Source organism: Planktotalea sp. (assembly GCF_018607965.1).
Taxonomy (GTDB): domain Bacteria; phylum Pseudomonadota; class Alphaproteobacteria; order Rhodobacterales; family Rhodobacteraceae; genus Planktotalea.
In genome coordinates this window covers 44313-67320 of record NZ_JABBAM010000095.1, presented here as the reverse complement: position 1 = coordinate 67320, position 23008 = coordinate 44313, and the positions used below count along the sequence as shown (strand labels likewise).

Here is a 23008-nt window from a genome sequence, read left to right as displayed (position 1 = left end):
TCTGATAAGAATGCCTCCGGCGGGGATATTTAGCGAGAGAGGAAGACGCAATGCTTAAGGTTTATTTGTCGGGTGAAATTCATTCCGATTGGCGTGAGCAGATAATCGAAAGCGCGCGCGGTCTTGATGTGTCTTTTTCTGCGCCTGTGACAGATCACGAAGCGAGTGATGATTGCGGTGTCGCAATCTTGGGCGCGGAAACCAACAAGTATTGGCATGATCACAAGGGTGCGATGGTGAACGCTATTCGCACGCGCAAAGGGATTACGGATGCGGACGTTGTGGTTGTGCGCTTTGGCGACAAGTACAAGCAGTGGAATGCTGCATTTGATGCAGGCTATGCGGCCGCGCTTGGCAAGTCTTTGATCGTGTTGCACGGTGACGATCATCAACATGCTTTGAAAGAGGTGGATGCCGCGGCGCTTGCTGTATGTTCAGAGCCGCAGCAAGTTGCGGAAATTCTGCGTTATGTTTTGACTGGAAGCCTGCCCGCTTGAGTTGGTCGCGCTGGGTTAGCACGCCACATTCTTCCAACATTACGACAAATGCATGTTTCTTTTCCCATTAAAACAGTGACAGTTCCGTGCGAGCTATTCATGGTGCGCCAGCGCAAATGCAAAAAACAAAAAATGCGCACTTAAGGGAAACGGGAACTAAGGGAAAATATTACGCTAAACGAATTCAAAGACTTTATCGCCAAAGGCAACGTCATGGACATGGCCGTTGGTATCATCATCGGTGCAGCGTTCACTGCAATCGTCGGCATCTTGGTTGCAGACATGATCAATCCTTTGATTGGTCTCTTAATGGGCGGCGTTGATTTTGCTGGTCTGTCCGCGTCTGTTGGTGAAGCAACATTCACTTACGGTAACTTCATCATGGCGATCATCAACTTCTTGGTCATCGCATTCGTTGTCTTCATGTTGGTGCGTTCGCTCAACAAAATGAAGAAGGCTGAAGAAGCAGCACCAGCACCGGCACTTGCGGGTCCAACGCAGGAAGAGCTTTTGGCTGACATCCTTGTAGCGTTGAAGAAGTAATCTACCCTCAGGGGAGATTGGAAGGCCAGCCAGTGATGGCGGGTTTTTTTGTTTATGCGCATTGTGTTTAATGCGATAACGATTGAGACAAACACCATTTATGACTGGAAAGCTGCGTAATGAGCCTTGATTCAATCGACCGCTGCATTCTAACGGAGCTACAAAAAAGCGGTCGCATGTCGAATGCTACCTTGTCAGAAGAGGTGAACCTTTCGCCGTCAGCGTGTCATAGGCGTGTGCAGCGGTTGGAAAATGATGGGTACATTCGTGACTACGTGGCGTTGTTAGATGCTCGTAAAATTGGTGTGCCATCTACGGTTTTTGTTGAAATTACACTACGCGGACAGGCGGATGATGTCCTTGATGCCTTTGAAAAATCGGTTGCGCGCATACCGGATGTGTTGGAATGCCATCTGATGGCAGGAAGTGCTGACTACCTGCTTAAGGTTGTGGCTGAGGATACGGAAGACTTTGCGCGCATTCATCGCCAGTACCTTGCGCGCCTTCCCGGGGTTGCACAAATGCAAAGTTCGTTTGCGCTGAGGACCGTTTTTAAGACAACCGCTTTGCCGGTCTAGACTGTTTTTTCGCTCTGTAGTGGGTCAAACTCAGGCCACTATTGTGTAGTTTGTATGGTGGTACGACCTCGCTCTGCGCGACTGAATTGGCACAGAAAATTCTTGGATGCGCGATATGCGTGCTGAAGACTGGTTTGATGCACGGCAGGCGGGTAGGCAGGTAACCTTGAAGCTTAGAAACGGGAATATTCATATGCGTGGATTTTACATTGCGGTGAAAGCAGCGATCGTCAGCATTGCCGTGTTTGCACCGTTTCATGTGAATGCTCAAAACATCGTTCAACTTGGGTATGGCCGTTTGGTGAACAATGATTTCCTGGGTGATTTCAAAGATCGTGGCCAAACAGGATCCTACGTGTCTAGTCGCATTTATGGTAAGGCTTGGGGTGAATCGCTTCCAACGCGCGCGTGCGAAATTTTAGAGTTCCGCGTGCAGGCTGATATCAAAGCGCCCGAGAATTTGGTTAACGCCGCGGCAGGCGATAGACCTTTTGCTGGGTCTGTAGCACTAGGATTACATACACATTATGAGCAGCGTGGCATTGAAATCGCGATGGGCAGTGAGCTTTTTGCTGTTGGACCAAATACGCGTTTGGATCAGTTTCAAACCGCGCTACACGATGCACTAGGCGTTGCACCTCCGTCCCAATCGACACGTGACGCGCAAGTTGGAAACAAAATTTATCCAGGTGTTGTCGTTGAATTTGGAAAGCCCTTCGCACTTGACTCACGTTCACAGGTGCGTCCGTTTGTAGAAGCACGCGCAGGTGTTGAAACGCTGGTGCGAGGGGGCGTTGATTTTGAAATTGGGCGAATGACGCGGGGCGATCTTATGGTTCGTGACGGGATCACGGGGCAGCGCTATCGCACAATGGGTCTTGGCAGTGGCAGCGGCGGTGTTTCTTTTGTCGTTGGTTTTGATACGGCCATCGTTTCTGAAAGCGCATATTTGCCAAGCAGTCAGGGATTGGTTTTAACAGACCGTCGGGACCGTGTGCGTGCAGGTATGCATTGGCAAAGAAAAAAAGGGCATGGCTTTGTTGGAATTACCTATTTGGGCCGCGAATTTAAATCCCAAGCGAGCGATCAGCTTGTTGGGTCTGTTCGGTTGGCTTTGAAATGTCTGAGACATTCTAGCCACAATCCCAAGGTGCATAGTTAATAATTCTTCCCAGCTTTAACTTCGCTTGTTAACCTCCTGGTAATAAAAAAGAAATGATGAGGCAGGACTAGAGGATGAAAACGGGCTTTCGAGGCACGTTTGTCATATCTTGGTCGTTAACAAAGTTAGATGGTATGAGGGCTGTTCCACTGCAGTCCTTGGATGTTGGTACGGCATGGGCTTGGACTGGCGACGCGACACGCGTTGACGGACCAGCGGACTTGTTGCGATTGGATGAGGCAAACGGCGATGCGAGATTCGCAAACGCGCCGCAAAAATGGTACGAAAATTAGTTGGCGCGGCGCTGACTGATGTAAATGACTTAGATGACGTTGAGGTAGATCACCCGATCCGCGACAGTAGTTTCGTGGCGACTGATGGTGCGCAAAGTTACACAATCACTTTGATTGACTTAGCTGGAAGTAAGGCGCCGTTGCTGATGTTTCTTGATGAAATGCCACCAAGAGACGTTGATCTATGGATTGTGCATCACACAATTGATATCCGCAGCCACGATATGGTTTCGGTGTCCAAGGGAGGTGCCATTTGTTTTACACTTGGGACGATGATCGACACGCCTAATGCGCGTTTAGTCGAGGAATTACGCGAAGGGGATCAATTGCAAACCCGCGATAGCGGAGCGCAAGATATCCAATGGATTGGTGCACGGCGTATGACGGGTGCGCGGCTTTTTGCGATGCCCGAACTGCGTCCAATTCGAATCAGTGTGGGTGCGTTCAACGTTGATCAACCAGATCAGGAATTTTTGGTCTCGCTGAACCACCGGATGTTGGTCAAAGGCGCAATTGCACGTGATTTGTTCAATACACCCAAAGTTCTTGTTGCCGCGAAAGACTTGCTAAACGGGTCAACGGTTATATTGGACACGCAAGTGAAACAGGTGACCTATATTCATTTGATGTTACCGAGCCATCAAATTGTTTTGGCCAATGGCGTCGAGACAGAAAGTTTCCATCCGGCGTCTACAGCGTTGTCGACGATCCCTGAAAAAGATCGAGCGCGATTGGCCATGGTGAATGACCAACTTGAGTCTGACCCTAACAGCTATGGTGGGTATGCACGCCGGATTTTATCCAAATCTGAAGCAGCAATTTTAACGCACCAAGCTGCTTAAGTTTATTGTGCGTCCCGAAAGGGACGCGCAGTTTTAGCCCCTTTCGGGGCGGGTTGAGGCGCTGCCTCAAACTCTGGGATATTTTGAAAAGGTGAAGCGTTACTGTTTCGCTTCATTGATGAGCGCGCGCAGGATTTCTTTTGCGTTGTCGGAGGACCAGTCTGCGTCACCACGCAAGCGTGCGATTTCTAAGCCTTCTGTGTTTAGGATAACTGTAATGGGCAAGCCGAGGACAGCCATATCGCGTGCAATTTTCTGCTTTGGGTCACGGTGCAGGGGAAGGTTGGCGATATTGATGTCGTCGAAGAATTTTTTCATCGCAGGTGGTGCGTTGCGGCCTGTGGCGAGCGTTACGACTTCGAACGCGTCGCCGCCCAGTTCGGTTTTTAATTCTGAGAGCATCGGCATTTCTTTTCGACATGGCGCGCACCAAGTGGCCCAGAAATTCAAAAGAACGATCTTGCCTTGATGATCTGCGAGCGAGCCGTTTGAGCCATCGTTTTTTATGTAGGGTTGCTCTGACACGGGTTTGGGTTCCGTGTGGAAGTTCAGTTTGAGCATGTCACCGCTGCGCATCTCGGAAAACGTGCTCATGTCAGTGTGTGCAACGTTTGCACCCATCAGCAGAGCGGTATACATCATCGCAGCAACAATCTTTTTCATTTTCCCTCCAAGGGTAGGCATATGACCAAATCTTCTTCGAACGCGATGTGGGGCGGCCGTTTTGCTGCCGGACCCGATGCAATCATGGAGGCAATTAACGCTTCGATCGGATTTGACAAGCGCATGGCGCGACAGGACATTGATGGTTCTCGGGCCCACGCAAGCATGTTGGCCGCGCAAGGTATTATTACAGATACCGATGCGGAGGTCATTCGGGAAGGCCTGCTCACGGTCTTGTCAGAAATCGAGAGTGGAACGTTTCAGTATTCCGCCGCTTTAGAAGACATTCATATGAATGTGGAAGCACGTTTGAAGGAGATTGTGGGCGAACCTGCCGGGCGTTTGCATACGGGGCGTTCGCGCAATGATCAGGTCGCGACAGATTTCAAACTTTGGGTGCGCGATCAATTTGATGCCGCAGAGGGCGCGTTGCTCTCTTTGATTGCCGGTTTGCTTGAGCAAGCCGAGGCCGGTGCAGATTGGGTCATGCCCGGATTTACGCATTTGCAAACGGCGCAGCCGGTGACTTGGGGTCATCACATGATGGCGTATGTGGAAATGTTGGGTCGTGATTTGTCCCGTGTTCGCGATGCGCGCGCGCGAATGAATGAATGTCCCTTGGGCGCCGCTGCCTTGGCGGGAACGTCGTTTCCAATTGATCGTGATGCAACGGCACAGGCCTTGGGCTTTGATCGCCCTTCTGCGAACTCACTCGATGCTGTCAGTGATCGTGATTTTGCTTTGGATTTCCTTGGAACGGCGTCGATCTGCGCGATGCATCTAAGCCGTTTGTCCGAGGAGTTGGTGATTTGGTCGTCTGCACAGTTTAGGTTTGTGACGCTTTCGGATCGCTTTTCCACAGGCTCGTCGATTATGCCGCAAAAGAAAAACCCTGATGCGGCTGAGTTAATCCGTGCCAAGATTGGGCGGATTTTTGGGGCCAATACAGCGTTGATGATCGTTATGAAGGGCCTGCCATTGGCGTATTCCAAAGACATGCAAGAAGACAAAGAACAGGTCTTCGATGCGGCGGACAATTGGATGCTGGCATTGGCTGCGATGGACGGGATGGTACGGGATATGTCCGCGAACACGGATAGCTTGGCTGCTGCGGCTGGCTCAGGCTTTTCCACGGCGACGGATTTGGCAGATTGGTGCGTGCGCGCGTTGAACATGCCGTTTCGTGATGCGCATCATGTGACGGGGTCGCTGGTTGCTATGGCAGAGGCCGAGGGCTGCGATTTGCCTGATCTTACGCTTGTGCAGATGCAAACCGTTCATGCAGAAATAACTGAAGATGTGTTTAGTGTTCTGACCGTCGAAGCGTCCGTTGCGTCGCGTACGTCTTATGGCGGTACCGCGCCGACCCAAGTACGCGCGCAGATCAAACGCTGGCGCGAGGTGCTGGCATGATACGCATTGTATCTGGTCTTTTGGTACTCGCGTTTCTTGCGGCGTGTGGTGCGGATGGAGCTCCGTTGACACCCACCAAGTCATTGAAGGAACGTCTTGCTGATAGGGCCGCGGCGCAAGTCGCAAAAGATACAGCAGATGCTGAATTAGTAGACGCACTCGAAGAGTAGGGATTTGTTATGTCTGTTTTGCGTATGGTCTACCTCGCGCTTGCTGTTTGGGGGGCGATCCACCCAATGTATTATTTCGTCCAGTGGTTTCAGGCCGAAGGGTGGGACATCATGAAAATGGTGGATGCGTGGCACAGCAATGCTGCCAGCTCGGGTCTGGTTTGGGATTTGACGATTGCGGCAATTGCGTTGACGATTTGGATTTTGGCGGAGGTCTTCACACGTCGCAATTGGAGTGCGTTGATTGCTATCCCAGCGACGTTTTGCATCGGTGTGAGCTGCGGACTGCCGTTATATCTATTCTTGCGCACGCGCCCAGTCGTCTAGTTTAACCACAGCACTCCTCAAACGCTGTGCAATACCGATTGTATGCGCGCTGGATTCTGATTATCCAATCGCGCATGGATCATTTTCTTTATCGTGACGGCGCATTGTACGCCGAAGATGTCCCGGTCAGCGAGATTGCTGCCAGCGTGGGCACGCCGTTTTATGTCTATTCAACAGCGACGTTGGAGCGGCATTTTAAGCTATTTGATGAAGCGCTCGCGGGCATGGAGCACTTGGTCTGTTATGCCATGAAGGCTGCGTCCAATCAGGCGATCCTTAAAACCTTGGCGGCCCTTGGCGCAGGCATGGATGTTGTGTCTGGCGGCGAATACGCGCGCGCGAAGGCGGCGGGTGTGCAAGGCGATAGAATCGTCTTTTCCGGTATCGGTAAAACGCGTGACGAAGTGCGCATGGCGTTAGAAGGTGGCATTCGCCAGTTCAACGTTGAGAGCGAGCCAGAGATGCAGGTCATTTCCGAGATTGCGAGTGAGCTTGGTGCCATTGCGCCGATCACGATCCGTGTGAATCCTGATGTTGATGCCAAGACCCACGCCAAGATCGCGACGGGTAAATCAGAGAACAAGTTTGGTATCCCAATCAGCCGAGCGCGCGAAGTCTATGCGCTGGCCGCGTCGTTGCCCGGTCTTAAGGTGATTGGCATCGACGTGCATATCGGTAGCCAATTGACCGATCTTGCGCCGTTTGAAGCTGCCTACAATAAAGTCGCGGAGCTGACTGAGCAACTTCGCGCCGATGGTCACGAGATCATGCGTTTGGACCTTGGAGGCGGGTTGGGCATTCCATATGCGCGCTCAAACGAGGCTCCACCATTGCCGTCGGAATATGGTGCTTTGATCAAGAAATGTGTTGGTCATCTAGGGTGCGAAATCGAGATCGAGCCGGGTCGTTTGATTTCGGGGAATGCGGGTCTGATGGTTAGCGAAGTGATCTATGTGAAATCAGGTGAAGATCGCGAATTTCTCATAATAGATGGGGCGATGAACGATCTTATTCGTCCTGCGATGTATGATGCACACCACGATATCGTGCCTGTTATTGAGGCAGAAGCAGGCGTGCTGCCGCAACCTTATGACGTCGTTGGACCTATTTGTGAAAGCGGTGACACGTTTGCAAAAGGACGCCATTTGCCACCTCTCAAAGCGGGTGATTTGGTCGCGTTCCGTTCAGCGGGTGCCTACGGCGCTGTGATGTCGTCTGAGTACAACACACGACCTATGATCCCCGAAGTCTTGGTGAAGGGCGATCAATTTGCTGTCATTCGACCACGCCCTACCTTTGACGAAATGATAAATCGAGATACCATCCCTGAATGGCTTTGACGCGCACACCGCGCGTTTGAGCGTGGAGCACCGCATGACGCAAAATACGTCTCAGCAATCCAAAACGCTCGCGCGGTTGCGCGGTCCTTTGCTGCTGACGTGGTTTGGGATGATTGCCGAGAGTGCTGCACGCGCCCTTTGGCCGCTTTGGAGCTTTGTGATCGCGGTGCTTGGCGCATTGATGTTGGGGTGGCACGAGACGTTCCCGATTGAAGCGGTTTGGGGTTTGGCCGTTCTGTCGTGCATCGCTGCGCTTGTTTTTCTGGTGCGCGGATTTATCAAATTCCGACTGCCCAGCCGAATTGAAGCGCGTGCGCGTTTGGATGCCAGCCTGAAGGGGCGGCCAATTCAAACGTTGATGGATAGCCAAGCGATTGGGCCGCAAGATGAGGCATCTGCAGCCGTTTGGCGCGCGCATCAAATGCGCATGGCGCAGCGTGCAAACAATGCTAAGGCGGTAAAGCCAAGCGTTCGGCTGGCCGCGCGTGATCCATTTGCGCTGCGCTACGTTGCAGTGCTTTTACTGGGTGTCGCCTTGCTGTTCGGGTCGCTTTGGCGCGTTGGAAGTGTGAGCGAGATTGCGCAAGGTAGTACCGATTTGGCGAGTGGTCCTGTCTGGGAAGGCTGGGTTGAACCGCCAGCGTACACCGGAAAGCCGAGCCTATATTTAAGCGATCAAGATGGGCAATTCGAAGTGCCGGAAGGCAGCCAGATCAGCCTGCGTTTGTACGGCGAAACCGGGGCGCTGACGGTGTCTGAGACGGTGTCTGCGCGGCTACAAGATATGGGTAGTGTTGCCGACCCTGAGCAGAGTTTCCTTGCACAAAAGAGTGGAACGTTAGACGTCGCTGGGCCAAATGGCGCAAGCTGGGACATCACGGTTGTCCCTGACAGCGCCCCGCGTGTCGAAGTGACGGGTGCCGTTGAGCGCGGTGCGAACGGGGTGATGAGCCTGCCATTCGCGGCCTCGGATGACTATGACGTGACCAGCGGAACAGCGCAAATCGCGCTTGATCTGGGTGCGATCACGCGGCGCTATGGCTTTGAGGTCGATCCAGAGCCGCGCGCGACCATCGAACTTGATCTGCCGCTCCCGATTTCTGGGGATCGCAGTGATTTCTCCGAAACGCTGTTTGGTGATTTCTCAGAACATCCTTTTGCAAACCTTCCAACGCTCGTTTCAATGACTGTAAGCGATGCAAAGGAACAAACCTCTGAAATTAACACAACACATTTGATCCTTCCCGGACGACGTTTTTTCGACCCGATGGCGCGGGCATTGATTGAACAACGTCAGTGGCTAATGTGGTCCAAAACGAACGCGGGTCGCACCGCCCAAATGATCCGAGCAATATCGCATCGCCCGGGTGACATGTTCCGCTCGGAAACGGCGTATCTGCGCGTGCGGGTGATTTTGCGCCGCATTGAAACGCAGATTGCTTACGACGGTTTTACAAACGAGACACGCGACGAGGCAGCGCAAGCGCTTTGGGATCTGGCGTTGTTGATTGAGGACGGCGATGTCGAGGACGCGTTAGAGCGGATGCGCCGTGCGCAGGAACGTCTATCTGAGGCGATGAAGAACGGTGCCAGCGACGAAGAAATTGCTGAGCTGATGGACGAGCTGCGCCGTGCCAACGAGAATTATATTCAGCAATTGCAGCGCGAAACGGCGCAAAATGGGGAACAGCAAGATCGCCAAGCGGGCAATCAAGACGACGCGATGCAAATGACGCAGGACGATCTGCAAAAGATGATGGACCGCATTCAAGAGCTGATGGAACAAGGCCGCATGGCCGAGGCCGAACAAGCGCTGCAAGAGCTTCAGGAAATGATGGAGAATATGCAAATCGCCGAGGGACAGAGTGGTCAAGGCGAACAGCAATCCCAAGGTCAGCAGGCCATGGATGATTTGGCCGATGCTTTGCGGGGTCAGCAGGGTTTATCCGATCAAGCGTTCCGTGACTTGCAAGAGCAATATAACCCGAATACACAAACTGGCGAAAACGAAGGTAACGAGGGGAGCAACGGCGGCCAAGGGCGTGGTGAATCCCACGAGGGCCAGTCGGGCGAAGGTCAAGGGCAAGACGGTTCACAAACTGGGGACGGCGCAGGTAGTCTTTCAGAACGGCAGGAAGCCTTGCGCCAAGAAATTGAACGCCAACGCGGCGCGCTTCCGGGGCAAGGGTCCGAGGCGGGGGATGCCGCGCGTGATGCGTTAGAGCGTGCTGAAGACGCTATGCGCGGTGCAGGCGATGCGATTGAGCAAAATGATTTGGCCGAAGCGATAGATCGCCAAGCAGAGGCCATGGATGCCTTGCGTGATGGTATGCGCAATCTTGGTGAGGCAATGGCCGAAGCAGAGGGTCGTGAAGGCCAGCAAGGGACGGCTGACGGTCGCGAGGGTGGTGAACAGCGTGACCCACTTGGTCGTTCCCCCGGTGCGAATGGTCAGGCGGGAACTGATCAAGGCTTGTTGCAAGGCGAAGACGTCTATCGCCGCGCGCGTGAGTTGTTGGATGAAATTCGAAAACGCAGCGGCGAAAGCGTGCGTCCCGAAGTGGAACGCGACTACCTGCGCCGCTTGTTGGATCGTTTCTAAATCTTAAAGATTTTCGGATGCCATCTGATCGAGCCATGCAAGACCCTTGTCAACTGATGACCCAAGCCATGTGCGCGCGCTTTCAACTGCGCCGCTGTACTGTGCGACGTAGGGTTCAGCAGCAGGCAACATCGCAGAAATCTTGGGGCCAAACACGTATGCGCCGATGGCAAGCGCAGCCAACAAAATGATCATTGTAAAACTACGACGGAACCCATGGCCTTTACGCTGGATGCGCGGCTTGGTGCCCGCAAGGTCGGCATCGGTCGCCTCAGCCGGACGACGACGTTCACCGGAGGATCGCAAAGTTGAGTTGATCTCTTCGATATCAGGTAACAGATCGCGGCGCGAGCCCGACGCTGCTGTCGCAGACGCAACTGCAACCTCGGCAGGTACAGGTTCACCGCTCATGCGGGCCATGCGTTCGCGTGCTTCGCGCGCACGTCGCTCGCTTTCGTCCTCAGTTTGTGAATCAAGCCCAAGATCGGGCTGGGTTTCTATTGATTCTCCTTGATCCTGAGCACGTGCGGCAGCTTCGAATTCGGCTTCTTCGCGCAGAACGTCGGAAATATTTGGATCAAGCTCACGCCGCGTTGCTTGGGGCATTGGCTGTTGTTCTTCGAAAGACTCAGCAATCGGTTCTGGCTCTGGTGGGGACGCGACAGGTTCAACGCTAGGCGTATCTACTTCGTCAGCGAGTGCTGCATCGTGGTCGGGATGCGTTTGAAACCAAGTATTTGAACACGCAGAGCACTGCACGTCACGGCCCTCAGCGGGGATCACTTCGGTTGGAACTTCGTATTGAGCCCCGCAATTTGGGCAAATCAGACGCGTTTTCATACCTAGCCTCATTAACAATCTAGGTGGACCACTTGCGATCCATACAGCGCGTACCATATGACGCGCGGCGCATATGGTAAATCCCATTCCAACGATCCGTTGACGAGTGATTGAATCCACCGCGTTCGTCAGGCACAACAGCGCTATTGGTGCCTAAGTCGGCAGCGCGTAGGAAAGGCTAAACCTTGATTGAGTTCGATACAGTTGCCCATAGCTATAGCGGTGGAGAGCTTTTCAATGAGGTGTCCTTGCGATTGGCACCCGGGTCCTTTCATTTTCTGACGGGCCCTTCGGGGTCTGGTAAGACGACATTCTTGAAGCTGTGCTACGGTGCGTTGGTTCCCACTGCGGGTTTCGTCCGAGTTTTCGGCGATGATGTACGTCAGATGAGTCGTGATGACATTGCAATCGCGCGTCGCCGTGTCGGGGTGGTCCACCAAGATTGTCAGTTTTTGGACCACCTTAGCTTGCGCGAAAACTTGTTGCTGCCTTTGACGGTGAGTGGGCTAGAAGCGGTCGATGACGATGCGAACCTCAAGGAATTGATGGGTTGGGTTGGGCTGACCTCGCGTATTGATGCGATGCCGCCTGAATTGTCTGGAGGGGAACGTCAACGTGCGGCCCTTGCGCGGGCTTTGATCATGTCGCCTGATGTTATTTTAGCGGACGAACCCACAGGGAACGTAGATTGGGAAATGTCCCAACGCTTGCTGAGTTTGCTGATCGAGCTGAACAAGATGGGCAAAACGATCATGATAGCGACCCATGATTTGGGATTGATTCGCGCTGCTAAAAACCATGTTCAAGCGCGTGTCCTGCGGATTTCTGGTCGTCGGTTGCAATTGGCAGGGGCAGATTTATGAGCGCGCTTCGTTCGATCCTAGACTTTGCGATTTGCGATGCGCAGGCAGAACGGGTTGTTCCGCCCACAGGATTTACGGTTCGTTTGACGGTTTTCAGCTCTGCCGCGATGGCCTTTTTGGTCGTGTTCGCGCTGGCGCTGGCGCTCGCGTCTGGACGGCTTGCCAATCGGTGGGGCGATGAACTGGCGCGCAGTGCGACGGTTCGAATTTCAGCGCCGGTTGAACAGATGGCGGCGCAAACCGAGGCGGCGCTCAATGTTTTACGCACCACAGAAGGTGTCGAAACTGCACGCGCTTTGACGCTTGATGAACAGCGTGCATTGCTGGCCCCTTGGTTTGGGTCTGATTTGGCGCTGGATACCTTGCCTTTGCCGCAGATGATCGAAGTGATCGAAAGCGCGGATGGGTTCGATGGGGATGGTCTACGCCTGCGCCTTGCGGGCGAAGTGCCTGGTGCGGTTTTGGACAATCACGCGCGCTGGCGTGCGCCGTTGGTGTCCGCTGCGGGATCGCTACGATTATTGGGTTGGGTGTCGATACTGCTGATTGGGATGGCGACGGGCGCGATGATCACGCTTGCGGCAAATGCAGCCTTAGCTGCAAACGTGCAGGTCATCGCGGTTATGCGCCTTGTCGGCGCGCGCGACGCCTATATTGCGCAGGCCTTTGTGCGCCGGTTCACTTTGCGTGCTTTGGGCGGTTCCGCGATTGGTACAGTTCTTGGGGCCATAGCGTTATTGTTGCTGCCAAGCGCATCTGAAAAGGGTGGTTTTCTAACGGGCCTTGGCTTTCAGGGGGCACATTGGTTGCTCTTGTTACTTGTCCCGATTTTGGCAGCTTTGGTTGCCTTTCTTTCAACGCGCATGGCCGCGCGCAACACCTTACGGAGCCTCACATGAGCGAAAAGAAAAATCCCGTGCAATGGGTCCGTTCGTTGCTGTTTGTGGGACAAATCTATTTCATGATGCCCATCATTGGCTTGGCCTTTGCACCGTGGGCACTGTTTTCAAAACGCGGTGCGCGGGCGTGCTGCAAGACGTATAGCCGTTGGGTTTTTTGGACTGCGCGCTGGATGGTCGGATTAAAGGTTGAGGTGCGTGGCACACCGCCAACTGAACCTGGGTTGGTTGCCGCGAAACACCAGAGCTTTCTAGACATCATGATGATCTTCACGGCGATCCCTTCAGGAAAATTCATCATGAAGAAGTCGATCCTGTGGACCCCTGTTGTTGGGCAATACGCGAAGCTGCTGAATTGCATTGCTGTTGATCGTGGAAAGCGTGGCGCAGCGATTGAAAAGATGGTTGCAGATGTGAAGGTAGGTCAGGTCGAACCAGGTCAGTTGATTATCTACAGTCAAGGCACGCGTGTCGCGCCGGGCGCGCAGAAACCGTACAAAGGTGGCACGGGCATTCTGTATGAACAGCTTGGGCAAACGTGTTTTCCAGTGGCAACAAACGTGGGTGTGTTTTGGCCCCGCACTGGGATTTACCGCAAGCCGGGTGTTGCGGTTGTGGAATTTTTGGAACCGATTGAGCCAGGTGTGGATCGCAATGAGTTCATGGCGCTGTTGGAAGAGAGGGTTGAAGCCCGCTCCAACGCATTGATGCGTGAAGCGGGTTTTGATGTTTCTTAACTTAAGTTAGGCGTGGATTGCGCCGTCGCCGCAGGCAAGGGCTGCTTCGCGTACCGCCTCTGAATAGGTCGGGTGCGCGTGGCACGTCATTGCCAAGTCTTCGGCTGATGCACCGAATTCCATTGCAACGCAGACTTCATGGATCAGATCACCCGCACTTGGGCCAATGATGTGCGCGCCTAAAATGCGATCTGTATCCTTGTCTGCGAGGATTTTTACAAATCCGTCGCCTGCAAAATTAGCTTTTGCACGACCGTTGCCCATGAACGAGAACTTACCAACCTTGTAGTTCACGCCAGCCTCTTTCAATTCTTGTTCGGTCTTGCCAACATTCGCGACCTCGGGGTGGGTGTAGATCACGCCCGGAATGACGCCGTAGTTCACATGACCATGCTTGCCTGCGACTTGCTCGGCGGCTGCCATGCCCTCGTCCTCGGCTTTGTGGGCGAGCATTGGACCATCAATAGCGTCACCGATCGCATAGATACCTTTGACGTTGGTCTGCCATGCGCTATCGGTTTTAATCATGCCGCGGTCTGACATTTCCACACCAAGCGCTTCAAGACCCAGACCATCCGTGTAGGGACGTCGACCCGTCGCGACGAGAACGGTATCCGCATCGATTACATGTTCGCTGTTGTCTTTGCGCAACTTGTAGGTGACTTTGGCCTTGGTTTTCGTGGTTTCAACGCCTTGCACAGCAGCACCCATGATAAAGTTCAAACCCTGCTTGGTTAGAATGCGCTTAAAGGTCTTTTGTACCTCTGCGTCCATGCCAGGGGTGATTGCGTCAAGGAATTCAACAACCGTTACCTCTGCGCCAAGGCGTGCATAGACAGAGCCGAGTTCTAGGCCGATAACGCCTGCGCCAATGACAACCATCTTCTTGGGAATTTTTCCAAGTTCAAGCGCGCCTGTTGAGGTCACGACCATCTTTTCGTCCACCTCTATGCCGGGCAAAGATGAGGGTTCAGACCCAGAGGCAACGATGATGTTCTTGGCAGTGTGGATGTCATCACCGACTTTGACTTTTCCGGCCTCTGGAATGGATCCCCATCCTTTGAGCCAATCAATCTTGTTCTTCTTGAACAGAAATTCGATGCCTTTGGTGTTTCCCTCGATCACCTCGTCCTTGTAGGCGAGCATCTGTGTCCAATCTACCGAAGGGCTTTTGCCCTTAAGGCCCATCTTGGCAAAGTTATGCTCCGCTTCATGCAGCTGATGGGACGCATGCAGCAGCGCCTTAGATGGTATGCAGCCCACGTTTAGGCAAGTGCCGCCCAACGTGTCACGCCCCTCTACACAGGCCGTCTTGAGGCCGAGCTGCGCGCAGCGAATGGCGCAGACATAGCCGCCGGGGCCGGAGCCGATTACGATAACGTCATAGTCAGACATGATGTGTCCTTTTCAGTGGGAAGAGCCAAGACATGGGGAGGATGATTTAAAAGAGCGCCGCCAAAAGCATGACGACGATTGCGAGAAGGCCAATGAACCAGATGAGCGAACGCCAAGGCGCAAGGCCAAAGACGTAGGCCGGGACATATAGAATACGCGCGCCCAGATATGTGAACGCTGCAAGCATTGTTACGTTGCTGGATTGATCTGTGTAGGTCACGACAACAACGGCGATTGTGAAAAGGATCAGGCCCTCAAAGTGATTGTTCATCGCGCGTTGAAAACGTCCGGCGGTGCCTGTGAGTTCGATCTTTTTGTCGCGTGGACCGGCGGCTTTATAGACGCCGACCTGCAGGATAGATGTAGCGGAATATGCGCAGAATTGCAGAACTTGAAGTAAGGCTGCAAGGGTTAGGGCCATGAGTTCGGGTGTCATTGTCGTTGCTTTCTGGCGTGGGGCTTTGACCATTTTTCGATTTGATCAGCGGTTAGGAGCATTTGGCTGCGTTCATTGAACCAAGCCTTGCAATGGGCTTCGGCGATGGCAATTTCGGGGTATGCGCGCAGACGTGCCATTTCGATCTGCGTTGCGCCGAGATGACGTTGAATTGAATGGTTTGGTTGCGCGTTTTGGTTTGCGATTTTGTGCCAGCGTGAACCGATGTGGTATTTGTCGCTGGCTTTGCCTTGGCCGTCACCGCGATCATTCTTCATTAGAAAGACATCACGCGAGGGAACTGCATAGTGGTTCACGCACGCAGCTTCGGGGAAAAGCGCCGTGTCGAGCGGGCGATACTTGGCGCGCTTTGCGCCGTAGAGACCTTCGTCGTTAAGAGGGTTACCATTGGCAGAGCGCACTTTGGGATTTTTGACTTTCGGACCCGTGGGCATGTTATCGTTGGCATGGGTGAAATTGCGAAAGCGAAAAATTGATTTAAACTTCGCGGTTTTTTCGGATGGTGTGGCTTCGGCTTGGGTGAATTTAGTGAGGACGTCGCCGGGCCAACCTACATGGGCGTTGTCGCCGTAGGCCCACCAAGGCAGGGCAATCACATCGCCGTCACCCGCTTGAGTAAGCAAGTCTGCAACGTACCCGCCGCCAAGACAGATATTTATGAACTCATCGGCGTCAATATGCGCGACCCATTGAATATTGGTCTGTTCAAGATGCGCAAACGCGGTGCGCATACCGCTGTCTTGGGGCGTGTCGCCTTGAGGAACGTTATGGTAAAGATGGGTAATCACACCTGCTGTTTCAAGCGCATCAAGCAATGCGTCCGAACCATCCGTGCAATCGTTTGAACAGATGACGATCTTATCAAAGCCAATCGCGCGGTGATACGCGACCCATTCCACGATGAAGAGCCTCTCATTGCGCATGCAAGCGACGACAGCCGTTTTTTCAAGCGCATTCATGTGACATGTGCCTCGCATTCGGGACAAATTAGGACATTCTTGTCATCGGGGTCACGCGTAAAGGGCGTGATATGGAGCAGACGCCGCGAGGGCGTCTGGCCAGGTTTGCTATTTGGTCCGACACCAATGACCCAATCCACCTTTGCGCTAAAACTACACTGTGGGCAGGTAAGCGTTTGAGGTTTCAGATAGGCCATAGCGCTTGAATCAAAGATCCATAAGCAGGCGGCGTGGATCTTCCAGGGCTTCTTTCACGCGCACAAGGAACGTCACCGCACCTTTGCCGTCGACGATACGGTGATCGTAGGACAGGGCCAGATACATCATTGGGCGGATCACAACCTGCCCTTTAATCGCCATTGGGCGGTCTTGGATTTTGTGCATGCCGAGGATGCCAGATTGCGGCGGGTTCAAGATTGGTGACGACATAAGCGAGCCGTAAACACCACCGTTGGAAATAGTGAACGTGCCGCCCTGCATTTCCGCCATGGACAATTTGCCGTCACGCGCGCGCGCGCCTTTTTCAGCGATGGCTTTTTCGATGCCCGCAAAGGACATTGCGTCTGCGTCACGGATGACCGGAACGACCAGACCAGTTGGCGTGCCTGCTGCGATGCCCATGTGAACGAAGTTCTTGTAGACAACATCGGTGCCATCTATTTCGGCGTTCACTTCGGGCACTTCATTCAAGGCATGGATACAGGCCTTTGTGAAGAAAGACATGAAACCCAGTTTGACGCCATGCTTCTTGAGAAACAGGTCTTTGTATTCGTTACGTAGCGCTATCACCTCGGTCATGTCGACCTCATTATAGGTGGTCAGCATTGCGGCTGTGTTCTGGCTTTCTTTCAGGCGACGCGCGATTGTCTGGCGCAGGCGTGTCATCTTCACACGTTCCTCACGTGATGCGTCAGATGCAGCAACGGGCGCGCGTGGGGCCGCTGCGGGAGCCGCGGCAGGAGCAGGTGAAGAAGAGAGTGCTTTGGCAACATCGTCTTTCATGATGCGCCCATCACGGCCCGAGCCAGTGACCGCGTCACGGCTGATACCTGCTTCGGCCATGGCTTTTTTGGCAGAAGGCGCATCTTCGACGTCTTTGCCGCCTGCAGACGGAGCGGCCGCTGCCTCAGCGGGTGCTGAACTTGCGGACGCACTTGCGCCGCCGATAACGGCGAGTTTAGCAGACGCATCAACTGTTGCGCCTTCAGCGGCGATAATTTCTGACAAGACACCGGCAGCAGGTGCAGGGACTTCGACAGAAACTTTGTCAGTTTCAAGTTCGCAGAGCATTTCATCCTGCGCGACGGTATCGCCGACCTTTTTGAACCAAGTGCTGACCGTCGCCTCAGTTACAGATTCACCAAGTGTGGGAACCATAACGTCAACGCTTGCAGCGCCTGTTGTTTCTTTCGCGGGTGCAGCTTTTGCTGCTTTGGTCTCAGTCGGCGCACTTTTTTTGCCTGATCCTTCAAGGATCGTGGCTAGAAGTGCGTCAACACCAACGGTGTCGCCTTCAGCGGCAACAATTTCACCCATTATACCAGCGGCAGTCGCAGGGACCTCAACGGTCACTTTATCGGTTTCCAGCTCACAGAGCATTTCATCAACTGCGACCGTATCGCCTGGCTTTTTGAACCATGTGGCCACTGTGGCCTCGGTGACAGACTCGCCCAGCGTCGGAACGCGAATTTCAGTTGTCATGGGTTACTTCCCTTCCAGTGTCAGTGCGTCGTTAACGAGCGCTGATTGTTGTGCTTTGTGGATGCTGGCGAGACCTGTTGCAGGTGACGCCGATGCGGTGCGACCCACGTAAACGGGGCGCTGATGTTTCGCTTCAATTTTGCCGAGAGCCCATTCAATGTTTGGCTCCATAAAGGTCCAAGCACCCTGGTTTTTGGGTTCTTCCTGACACCAGACCATTTCCGCGTTCTTGAAGCGTTTCAGCTCGTTCACAGATGAATTGGCGGGGAACGGGTAGAACTGCTCGTAACGCAAAATGTAGATGTCATTGATGCCACGCGCATCGCGTTCTTCCAGCAGATCGTAGTAGACCTTGCCCGAACACATCACGACGCGTTTGATTTTGTTGTCCGCAACCAATTTCGTGTCTGAATTACCGTACTGTGCGTCGTCCCAAAGAACGCGGTGGAAGCTAGATCCCGTCGTGAATTCCTCAGCTTTGCTGACGGCCATTTTGTGACGCAACAAAGATTTGGGCGTCATCAGAACAAGTGGCTTGCGGAAATTACGATGCAACTGGCGGCGCAGGATGTGGAAATAGTTGGCTGGTGTTGTACAGTTTGCGACGATCCAGTTGTCCTGACCACACATCTGTAAGAAACGCTCAAGACGGGCAGAAGAATGCTCTGGGCCTTGGCCCTCAAAGCCATGCGGCAAGAGCACGACAAGACCTGACATGCGCAACCATTTGCTTTCACCAGAGCTGATGAATTGGTCAAACATGATCTGTGCGCCGTTGGCAAAATCGCCGAATTGCGCTTCCCAAAGGGTCAATGCGTTTGGTTCAGCCATGGAATACCCGTACTCAAACCCAAGCACCGCGTACTCGGACAGCATTGAATCGATGACCTCGTAATTGGCCTGACCTGCACGGATATTGTTAAGCGGGTAGTAGCGTTCTTCCGTATCTTGGTTGATGATGCCGGAGTGACGATGCGAGAACGTGCCGCGCGTGCTGTCCTGTCCAGACAAACGAACCGCAAGATTTTCTGTCAGCAAAGACCCAAACGCCAGTGCTTCGCCCGTTGCCCAATCAAAACCTTCACCAGTTTCGAGCATCTTCTTCTTGGCATCCAGAATACGGTTAACCGTTTTATGAATTGGGAAACCGTCAGGTACGGTTGTGAGCGCTTTGCCGACGTCGGCCAGTGTTTCAGATGCAATTGCAGTGTCGCCACGTTGGTAATCGTCTTTGTTGCGATCCAAATGCGACCACTTACCGTCCAGCCAGTCGGCCTTGTTGGGTTTGTAGTCTTTGCCTGCTTCAAATTCATTATTGAGATGCGCTTGGAACGCAGCTTTCATGTCCTCGATCTCGCCTTCTGGGATCAGGCCGTCTTTAACGAGACGCTCAGTATAGAGGCTAAGTGTGGTTTTGTGAGTCTTGATCTTTTTGTACATGACCGGGTTTGTGAACATGGGCTCATCGCCCTCGTTGTGACCAAAGCGGCGGTAGCAAATAAGATCAATTACCACGTCTTTGTGGAACCTCTGGCGGAATTCGGTCGCAACTTTTGCAGCGTGAACAACAGCTTCTGGATCATCTCCGTTCACATGGAAGATTGGCGATTCAACGACAAGCGCGTTGTCAGTGGGATAGGGCGAGGACCGCGAGAAATGTGGTGCGGTCGTAAAGCCGATCTGGTTGTTCACAACGATATGCATCGTTCCACCGGTTTTGTGACCCCGCAGACCAGACAGCGCGAAACATTCAGCAACAACGCCTTGGCCCGCAAAGGCAGCGTCGCCGTGCAGCAAGATTGGCATGACTTTGGTACGATCGATGTCGTTCAGTTGGTCCTGCTTGGCGCGCACTTTGCCGATCACAACTGGGTTAACTGCCTCAAGATGCGACGGGTTCGCGGTTAGCGACAAGTGGACCGAGTTATTGTCAAACTCACGATCAGAGCTGGCACCAAGGTGATATTTCACATCGCCGGACCCATCGACATCTTCAGGTTTGAAACTGCCGCCTTGAAATTCGTTGAAGATCGCGCGGTAGGGTTTGCTCATCACGTTGGCAAGCACCGAAAGACGACCACGATGGGGCATGCCGATCACGATATCTTGCACGCCAAGGGCACCGCCACGTTTGATGACTTGCTCCATCGCAGGGATCAGGCTTTCGCCGCCATCTAGGCCGAAGCGTTTGGTGCCCATGTATTTGACGTGCAAGAATTTCTCAAAACCTTCGGCTTCGACCATCTTGTTCAGGATTGCTTTGCGGCCCTCACGGGAAAACTGGATTTCTTTCCCCAAGCCTTCGATGCGTTCTTTAAGCCATGCGGCTTCTTCTGGATTAGAAATGTGCATGTATTGCAGGGCGAATGTGCCACAATACGTGCGTTTCACAATGTCCAAGATTTGGCGCATCGACGCAATTTGTAGACCTAGCACGTTGTCGATGAAGATCGGTCGATCCATGTCGGCGTCGGTAAAGCCGTAGGATTTTGCATCGAGTTCCGGATGCTTGGACGCTTCGCGCATGCCAAGGGGGTCAAGATCAGCGGCCAAGTGGCCACGGATGCGGTAGGCACGAATAATCATGAGCGCGCGGATAGAGTCGAGCACGGCACGTTTGATCGCCTCGTCACTGACTTCGACACCTGCGGCGGCGGCTTTGGATTTGATCTTGTTGCCAGCAGCTTTGGTCTCGACCTGCTCCGCCCATTGGCCATCAAGCGCGGCAGTCAACTCATCATTCGGAACTGGCGGCCAATCATTGCGTGCCCAAGAGGGGCCAGCGGCCTCTGCTTTTACGTCCATATCTGCGTCGCCAAGCTGGGAAAAGAACTCCTGCCACGCTGCATCAACCGCATTCGGGTCGTTGGCGTATTGCGCATAAAGCTGCTCTAAATACTCGGCGTTATGGCCTTGCATGAAAGAGGAGGCGTGGAACACGTCGTTTGGGCTTTGGTCGTTCATAAAGACACCTTGTGAGGATTAGGACCGTATTGGTTTGAGCTGGGCTGGGAGGGGCGGAATAGTGGTACAAGCACGGCGATGCCTGCGACCATAAAACTTGAATAGGCCATCATAGCGCTGACAATGCCGCCTAACTGGCCAGATGAAAAAAATTCGCGCTCTATGAATGAAAATAGAATGCCACATGTCCAGAGGAGATAGGGTAGGATGCTTGGCCAACCTGCTCTACCAATATCATGGTAGCGCCGCCAGCCAACGGACACGAAAGGCATTATCAGGACCATAAAAGCGCACAAAAGGGTTAGAGCAACGACAGTATCGCTTCCTGTTGCATTCAAAACGATTGCCCAGAATACAATAATCAGTGCAACAAAGTGGAACACAAAAAAAGTCCAAAATTCCTTTCGCGTAGCGCGGCCAGAAAACGTGAAGCTTTTGCGCAAGCTCGTTGCGATTGATTGGAGTGAAGACATTAAGAAATTCCACTCTGATGTACGCAGAAAGCACCCGCCCCTCCCCATCGGAAGATGCATGGCACCTTGCTGACCATGGGCACGGCCCAATGCGATATGGAGAGGGGCAGCTTCACTTAACCGATCGCTTCAATAACAGCTTCGCCAAGTGTTGCGGGGCTATCTGCCACCACAATACCGGCTTCGCGCATTGCGTTGATCTTGTCCTCAGCACCACCTTTGCCACCAGCAACAATCGCGCCAGCGTGGCCCATGCGGCGGCCGGGAGGGGCTGTGCGGCCTGCGATGAAACCAGCTGTTGGCTTCCAACGGCCTTTCTTTTTCTCATCTGCAAGGAACTGTGCCGCTTCTTCTTCGGCAGAACCACCGATTTCGCCGATCATGATGATTGACTGTGTCTCAGGGTCTGCCAAGAACATTTCCAAAACGTCGATATGCTCTGTGCCCTTGATCGGGTCACCGCCAATACCGACCGCTGTGGATTGGCCTAGACCAAGATCCGTTGTCTGCTTGACCGCTTCATATGTGAGCGTGCCAGAACGGGAGACCACACCACATGTGCCGCGCTTGTGGATGTGACCGGGCATAATGCCGATTTTGCACGCGTCGGGTGTGATCACGCCCGGGCAGTTTGGTCCGATAAGACGGCTTTTGCTGCCCTCAAGCGCGCGTTGAACGCGCATCATGTCGAGAACTGGAATGCCTTCTGTAATACAGATGATCAGCTCCATCTCGGCATCAATTGCCTCAAGAATGGAGTCTGCTGCGAAGGGGGGCGGCACGTAAATTACGGAGGCATTTGCCTCTGTCACGTGCTTGGCTTCGTGAACCGAGTTGAAAACAGGCAGGTCGATGTGGGTCATGCCACCTTTGCCAGGCGTGACGCCCCCAACCATTTTTGTGCCGTAGGCAATCGCTTGCTCTGAGTGGAATGTGCCTTGCGAGCCTGTGAGGCCCTGACAAATTACTTTTGTATTTTCGTCTACGAGGACTGCCATTTGGCGTTCTCCTAAGATGTATTTTTATGGGACGCAGGCGCGATGCCTGCGCAAATTAGTTCAGCAGTTCCATTGGTTCGGGAACCTTAAAACCAAAGCGGATAGTGGGCTTGCTCCGACACAAATTTTCATTTGCGCCTAATGCGTTATTTAGGTGCGAGCGCTGTGCCTCGACCGTAGGGGTCTTGTGTATTGAGGGCCATTTTGTTTGGCGGATAGATCGGTGTTGGTTGCCAAGTCGACACCAACACCTGAGCCGCCACCAAAACCGCCTCCGGAACGGCCGCCGCAT

General features: G+C 53.4%; 21 protein-coding genes and 1 pseudogene. 13 read left to right on the top strand and 9 right to left on the bottom strand.

What is annotated here, in order from left to right:
- Positions 1-50 precede the first annotated feature (50 nt).
- The 5 genes and pseudogenes from QZ279_RS09180 to QZ279_RS09160 all read left to right on the top strand — a co-directional run bounded on the left by QZ279_RS09180 (position 51) and on the right by QZ279_RS09160 (position 3915).
- On the top strand, positions 51-497 hold the full coding sequence (locus QZ279_RS09180; RefSeq protein WP_293450093.1) for a YtoQ family protein: 447 nt from the start codon (positions 51-53) through the stop codon (positions 495-497).
- A gap of 168 nt (positions 498-665) precedes the next feature.
- Positions 666-1040: a large conductance mechanosensitive channel protein MscL gene (mscL, locus tag QZ279_RS09175; RefSeq protein WP_293450134.1), complete on the top strand. Its 375-nt coding sequence runs from the start codon at positions 666-668 to the stop codon at positions 1038-1040.
- A 119-nt stretch (positions 1041-1159) separates the two neighbouring features.
- Positions 1160-1618, top strand: a complete 459-nt coding sequence (locus QZ279_RS09170; protein WP_293450091.1) for an Lrp/AsnC family transcriptional regulator — start codon at positions 1160-1162, stop codon at positions 1616-1618.
- Between the two features lie 193 nt (positions 1619-1811).
- Entirely contained in the window at positions 1812-2780 is a 969-nt protein-coding gene (locus tag QZ279_RS09165; protein WP_293450089.1) for a lipid A-modifier LpxR family protein, read from the top strand.
- 74 nt (positions 2781-2854) lie between these two features.
- A pseudogene (locus QZ279_RS09160) lies at positions 2855-3915 on the top strand (Hint domain-containing protein).
- Positions 3916-4014: 99 nt separating this feature from the next.
- On the opposite strand, the gene QZ279_RS09155 reads toward QZ279_RS09160, so the two are convergent.
- Positions 4015-4578, bottom strand: coding sequence for a TlpA disulfide reductase family protein (locus QZ279_RS09155; protein ID WP_293450087.1), 564 nt, complete (start codon positions 4576-4578; stop codon positions 4015-4017).
- 21 nt (positions 4579-4599) lie between these two features.
- Between QZ279_RS09155 and argH the strand changes: the two genes are divergently transcribed.
- From argH to QZ279_RS09130, 5 genes are all read left to right on the top strand, one after another.
- Positions 4600-5991 carry an argininosuccinate lyase gene (gene argH, locus QZ279_RS09150; protein ID WP_293450085.1) on the top strand — a complete coding sequence of 464 codons (1392 nt, stop codon included), beginning with the start codon at positions 4600-4602 and terminating at the stop codon, positions 5989-5991.
- On the top strand, positions 5988-6161 hold the full coding sequence (locus tag QZ279_RS09145; RefSeq protein WP_293450083.1) for a hypothetical protein: 174 nt from the start codon (positions 5988-5990) through the stop codon (positions 6159-6161). The genes argH and QZ279_RS09145 overlap by 4 nt, the downstream gene beginning before the upstream one ends.
- Positions 6162-6170: 9 nt before the next feature.
- On the top strand, positions 6171-6488 hold the full coding sequence (locus tag QZ279_RS09140; protein WP_293450081.1) for a DUF2834 domain-containing protein: 318 nt from the start codon (positions 6171-6173) through the stop codon (positions 6486-6488).
- 74 nt (positions 6489-6562) lie between these two features.
- A complete protein-coding gene (gene lysA / locus QZ279_RS09135) occupies positions 6563-7828 on the top strand; it encodes a diaminopimelate decarboxylase (protein WP_293450079.1) in 1266 nt (421 codons plus the stop codon).
- Positions 7829-7862: 34 nt separating this feature from the next.
- Entirely contained in the window at positions 7863-10430 is a 2568-nt protein-coding gene (locus QZ279_RS09130; protein WP_293450077.1) for a TIGR02302 family protein, read from the top strand.
- Between the two features lie 3 nt (positions 10431-10433).
- Here the strand turns inward: QZ279_RS09130 and QZ279_RS09125 are convergent, their stop codons facing one another.
- Positions 10434-11270 carry a zinc-ribbon domain-containing protein gene (locus tag QZ279_RS09125; RefSeq protein WP_293450075.1) on the bottom strand — a complete coding sequence of 279 codons (837 nt, stop codon included), beginning with the start codon at positions 11268-11270 and terminating at the stop codon, positions 10434-10436.
- A 185-nt stretch (positions 11271-11455) separates the two neighbouring features.
- On the opposite strand from QZ279_RS09125, the gene QZ279_RS09120 reads away from it, so the two are divergent.
- The 3 genes from QZ279_RS09120 to QZ279_RS09110 are packed head-to-tail and all read left to right on the top strand — an operon-like array spanning position 11456 to position 13769.
- Positions 11456-12133: an ATP-binding cassette domain-containing protein gene (locus QZ279_RS09120; RefSeq protein WP_293450073.1), complete on the top strand. Its 678-nt coding sequence runs from the start codon at positions 11456-11458 to the stop codon at positions 12131-12133.
- Positions 12130-13032, top strand: coding sequence for an FtsX-like permease family protein (locus QZ279_RS09115; protein ID WP_293450071.1), 903 nt, complete (start codon positions 12130-12132; stop codon positions 13030-13032). The genes QZ279_RS09120 and QZ279_RS09115 overlap by 4 nt, the downstream gene beginning before the upstream one ends.
- On the top strand, positions 13029-13769 hold the full coding sequence (locus QZ279_RS09110; protein WP_293450069.1) for a lysophospholipid acyltransferase family protein: 741 nt from the start codon (positions 13029-13031) through the stop codon (positions 13767-13769). The genes QZ279_RS09115 and QZ279_RS09110 overlap by 4 nt, the downstream gene beginning before the upstream one ends.
- A 6-nt stretch (positions 13770-13775) precedes the next feature.
- Here QZ279_RS09110 and lpdA read toward each other — a convergent pair whose 3' ends face one another.
- The 7 genes from lpdA to sucD form a co-directional block, all read right to left on the bottom strand.
- Positions 13776-15164: a dihydrolipoyl dehydrogenase gene (gene lpdA / locus QZ279_RS09105; RefSeq protein WP_293450067.1), complete on the bottom strand. Its 1389-nt coding sequence runs from the start codon at positions 15162-15164 to the stop codon at positions 13776-13778.
- Positions 15165-15210: 46 nt separating this feature from the next.
- Positions 15211-15600, bottom strand: a complete 390-nt coding sequence (locus QZ279_RS09100; protein ID WP_293450065.1) for an MAPEG family protein — start codon at positions 15598-15600, stop codon at positions 15211-15213.
- Positions 15597-16544: a glycosyltransferase family 2 protein gene (locus tag QZ279_RS09095; protein WP_293450063.1), complete on the bottom strand. Its 948-nt coding sequence runs from the start codon at positions 16542-16544 to the stop codon at positions 15597-15599. Before QZ279_RS09095 ends, QZ279_RS09100 begins: the two co-directional genes overlap by 4 nt.
- A gap of 243 nt (positions 16545-16787) precedes the next feature.
- Positions 16788-18281 carry a 2-oxoglutarate dehydrogenase complex dihydrolipoyllysine-residue succinyltransferase gene (gene odhB, locus QZ279_RS09090; protein ID WP_293450061.1) on the bottom strand — a complete coding sequence of 498 codons (1494 nt, stop codon included), beginning with the start codon at positions 18279-18281 and terminating at the stop codon, positions 16788-16790.
- 3 nt (positions 18282-18284) lie between these two features.
- Positions 18285-21245, bottom strand: coding sequence for a 2-oxoglutarate dehydrogenase E1 component (locus tag QZ279_RS09085; RefSeq protein WP_293450059.1), 2961 nt, complete (start codon positions 21243-21245; stop codon positions 18285-18287).
- A complete protein-coding gene (locus QZ279_RS15740) occupies positions 21242-21718 on the bottom strand; it encodes a DUF805 domain-containing protein (RefSeq protein ID WP_366513922.1) in 477 nt (158 codons plus the stop codon). Before QZ279_RS15740 ends, QZ279_RS09085 begins: the two co-directional genes overlap by 4 nt.
- A 116-nt stretch (positions 21719-21834) precedes the next feature.
- Positions 21835-22716, bottom strand: a complete 882-nt coding sequence (gene sucD, locus QZ279_RS09080; protein ID WP_293450057.1) for a succinate--CoA ligase subunit alpha — start codon at positions 22714-22716, stop codon at positions 21835-21837.
- Between the last annotated feature and the right edge of the window lie 292 nt (positions 22717-23008).

Coding starts and splice junctions, on each gene's coding strand:
- QZ279_RS09180 (WP_293450093.1), top strand. CDS start 51: ATGCTTAAGGTTTATTTGTCGGGTGAAATTCATTCCGATTGGCGTGAG.
- QZ279_RS09170 (WP_293450091.1), top strand. CDS start 1,160: ATGAGCCTTGATTCAATCGACCGCTGCATTCTAACGGAGCTACAAAAA.
- QZ279_RS09165 (WP_293450089.1), top strand. CDS start 1,812: ATGCGTGGATTTTACATTGCGGTGAAAGCAGCGATCGTCAGCATTGCC.
- QZ279_RS09155 (WP_293450087.1), bottom strand. CDS start 4,578: ATGAAAAAGATTGTTGCTGCGATGATGTATACCGCTCTGCTGATGGGT.
- argH (WP_293450085.1), top strand. CDS start 4,600: ATGACCAAATCTTCTTCGAACGCGATGTGGGGCGGCCGTTTTGCTGCC.
- QZ279_RS09145 (WP_293450083.1), top strand. CDS start 5,988: ATGATACGCATTGTATCTGGTCTTTTGGTACTCGCGTTTCTTGCGGCG.
- QZ279_RS09140 (WP_293450081.1), top strand. CDS start 6,171: ATGTCTGTTTTGCGTATGGTCTACCTCGCGCTTGCTGTTTGGGGGGCG.
- lysA (WP_293450079.1), top strand. CDS start 6,563: ATGGATCATTTTCTTTATCGTGACGGCGCATTGTACGCCGAAGATGTC.
- QZ279_RS09130 (WP_293450077.1), top strand. CDS start 7,863: ATGACGCAAAATACGTCTCAGCAATCCAAAACGCTCGCGCGGTTGCGC.
- QZ279_RS09125 (WP_293450075.1), bottom strand. CDS start 11,270: ATGAAAACGCGTCTGATTTGCCCAAATTGCGGGGCTCAATACGAAGTT.
- QZ279_RS09115 (WP_293450071.1), top strand. CDS start 12,130: ATGAGCGCGCTTCGTTCGATCCTAGACTTTGCGATTTGCGATGCGCAG.
- QZ279_RS09110 (WP_293450069.1), top strand. CDS start 13,029: ATGAGCGAAAAGAAAAATCCCGTGCAATGGGTCCGTTCGTTGCTGTTT.
- lpdA (WP_293450067.1), bottom strand. CDS start 15,164: ATGTCTGACTATGACGTTATCGTAATCGGCTCCGGCCCCGGCGGCTAT.
- QZ279_RS09100 (WP_293450065.1), bottom strand. CDS start 15,600: ATGACACCCGAACTCATGGCCCTAACCCTTGCAGCCTTACTTCAAGTT.
- QZ279_RS09095 (WP_293450063.1), bottom strand. CDS start 16,544: ATGCGCAATGAGAGGCTCTTCATCGTGGAATGGGTCGCGTATCACCGC.
- odhB (WP_293450061.1), bottom strand. CDS start 18,281: ATGACAACTGAAATTCGCGTTCCGACGCTGGGCGAGTCTGTCACCGAG.
- QZ279_RS09085 (WP_293450059.1), bottom strand. CDS start 21,245: ATGAACGACCAAAGCCCAAACGACGTGTTCCACGCCTCCTCTTTCATG.
- QZ279_RS15740 (WP_366513922.1), bottom strand. CDS start 21,718: ATGTCTTCACTCCAATCAATCGCAACGAGCTTGCGCAAAAGCTTCACG.
- sucD (WP_293450057.1), bottom strand. CDS start 22,716: ATGGCAGTCCTCGTAGACGAAAATACAAAAGTAATTTGTCAGGGCCTC.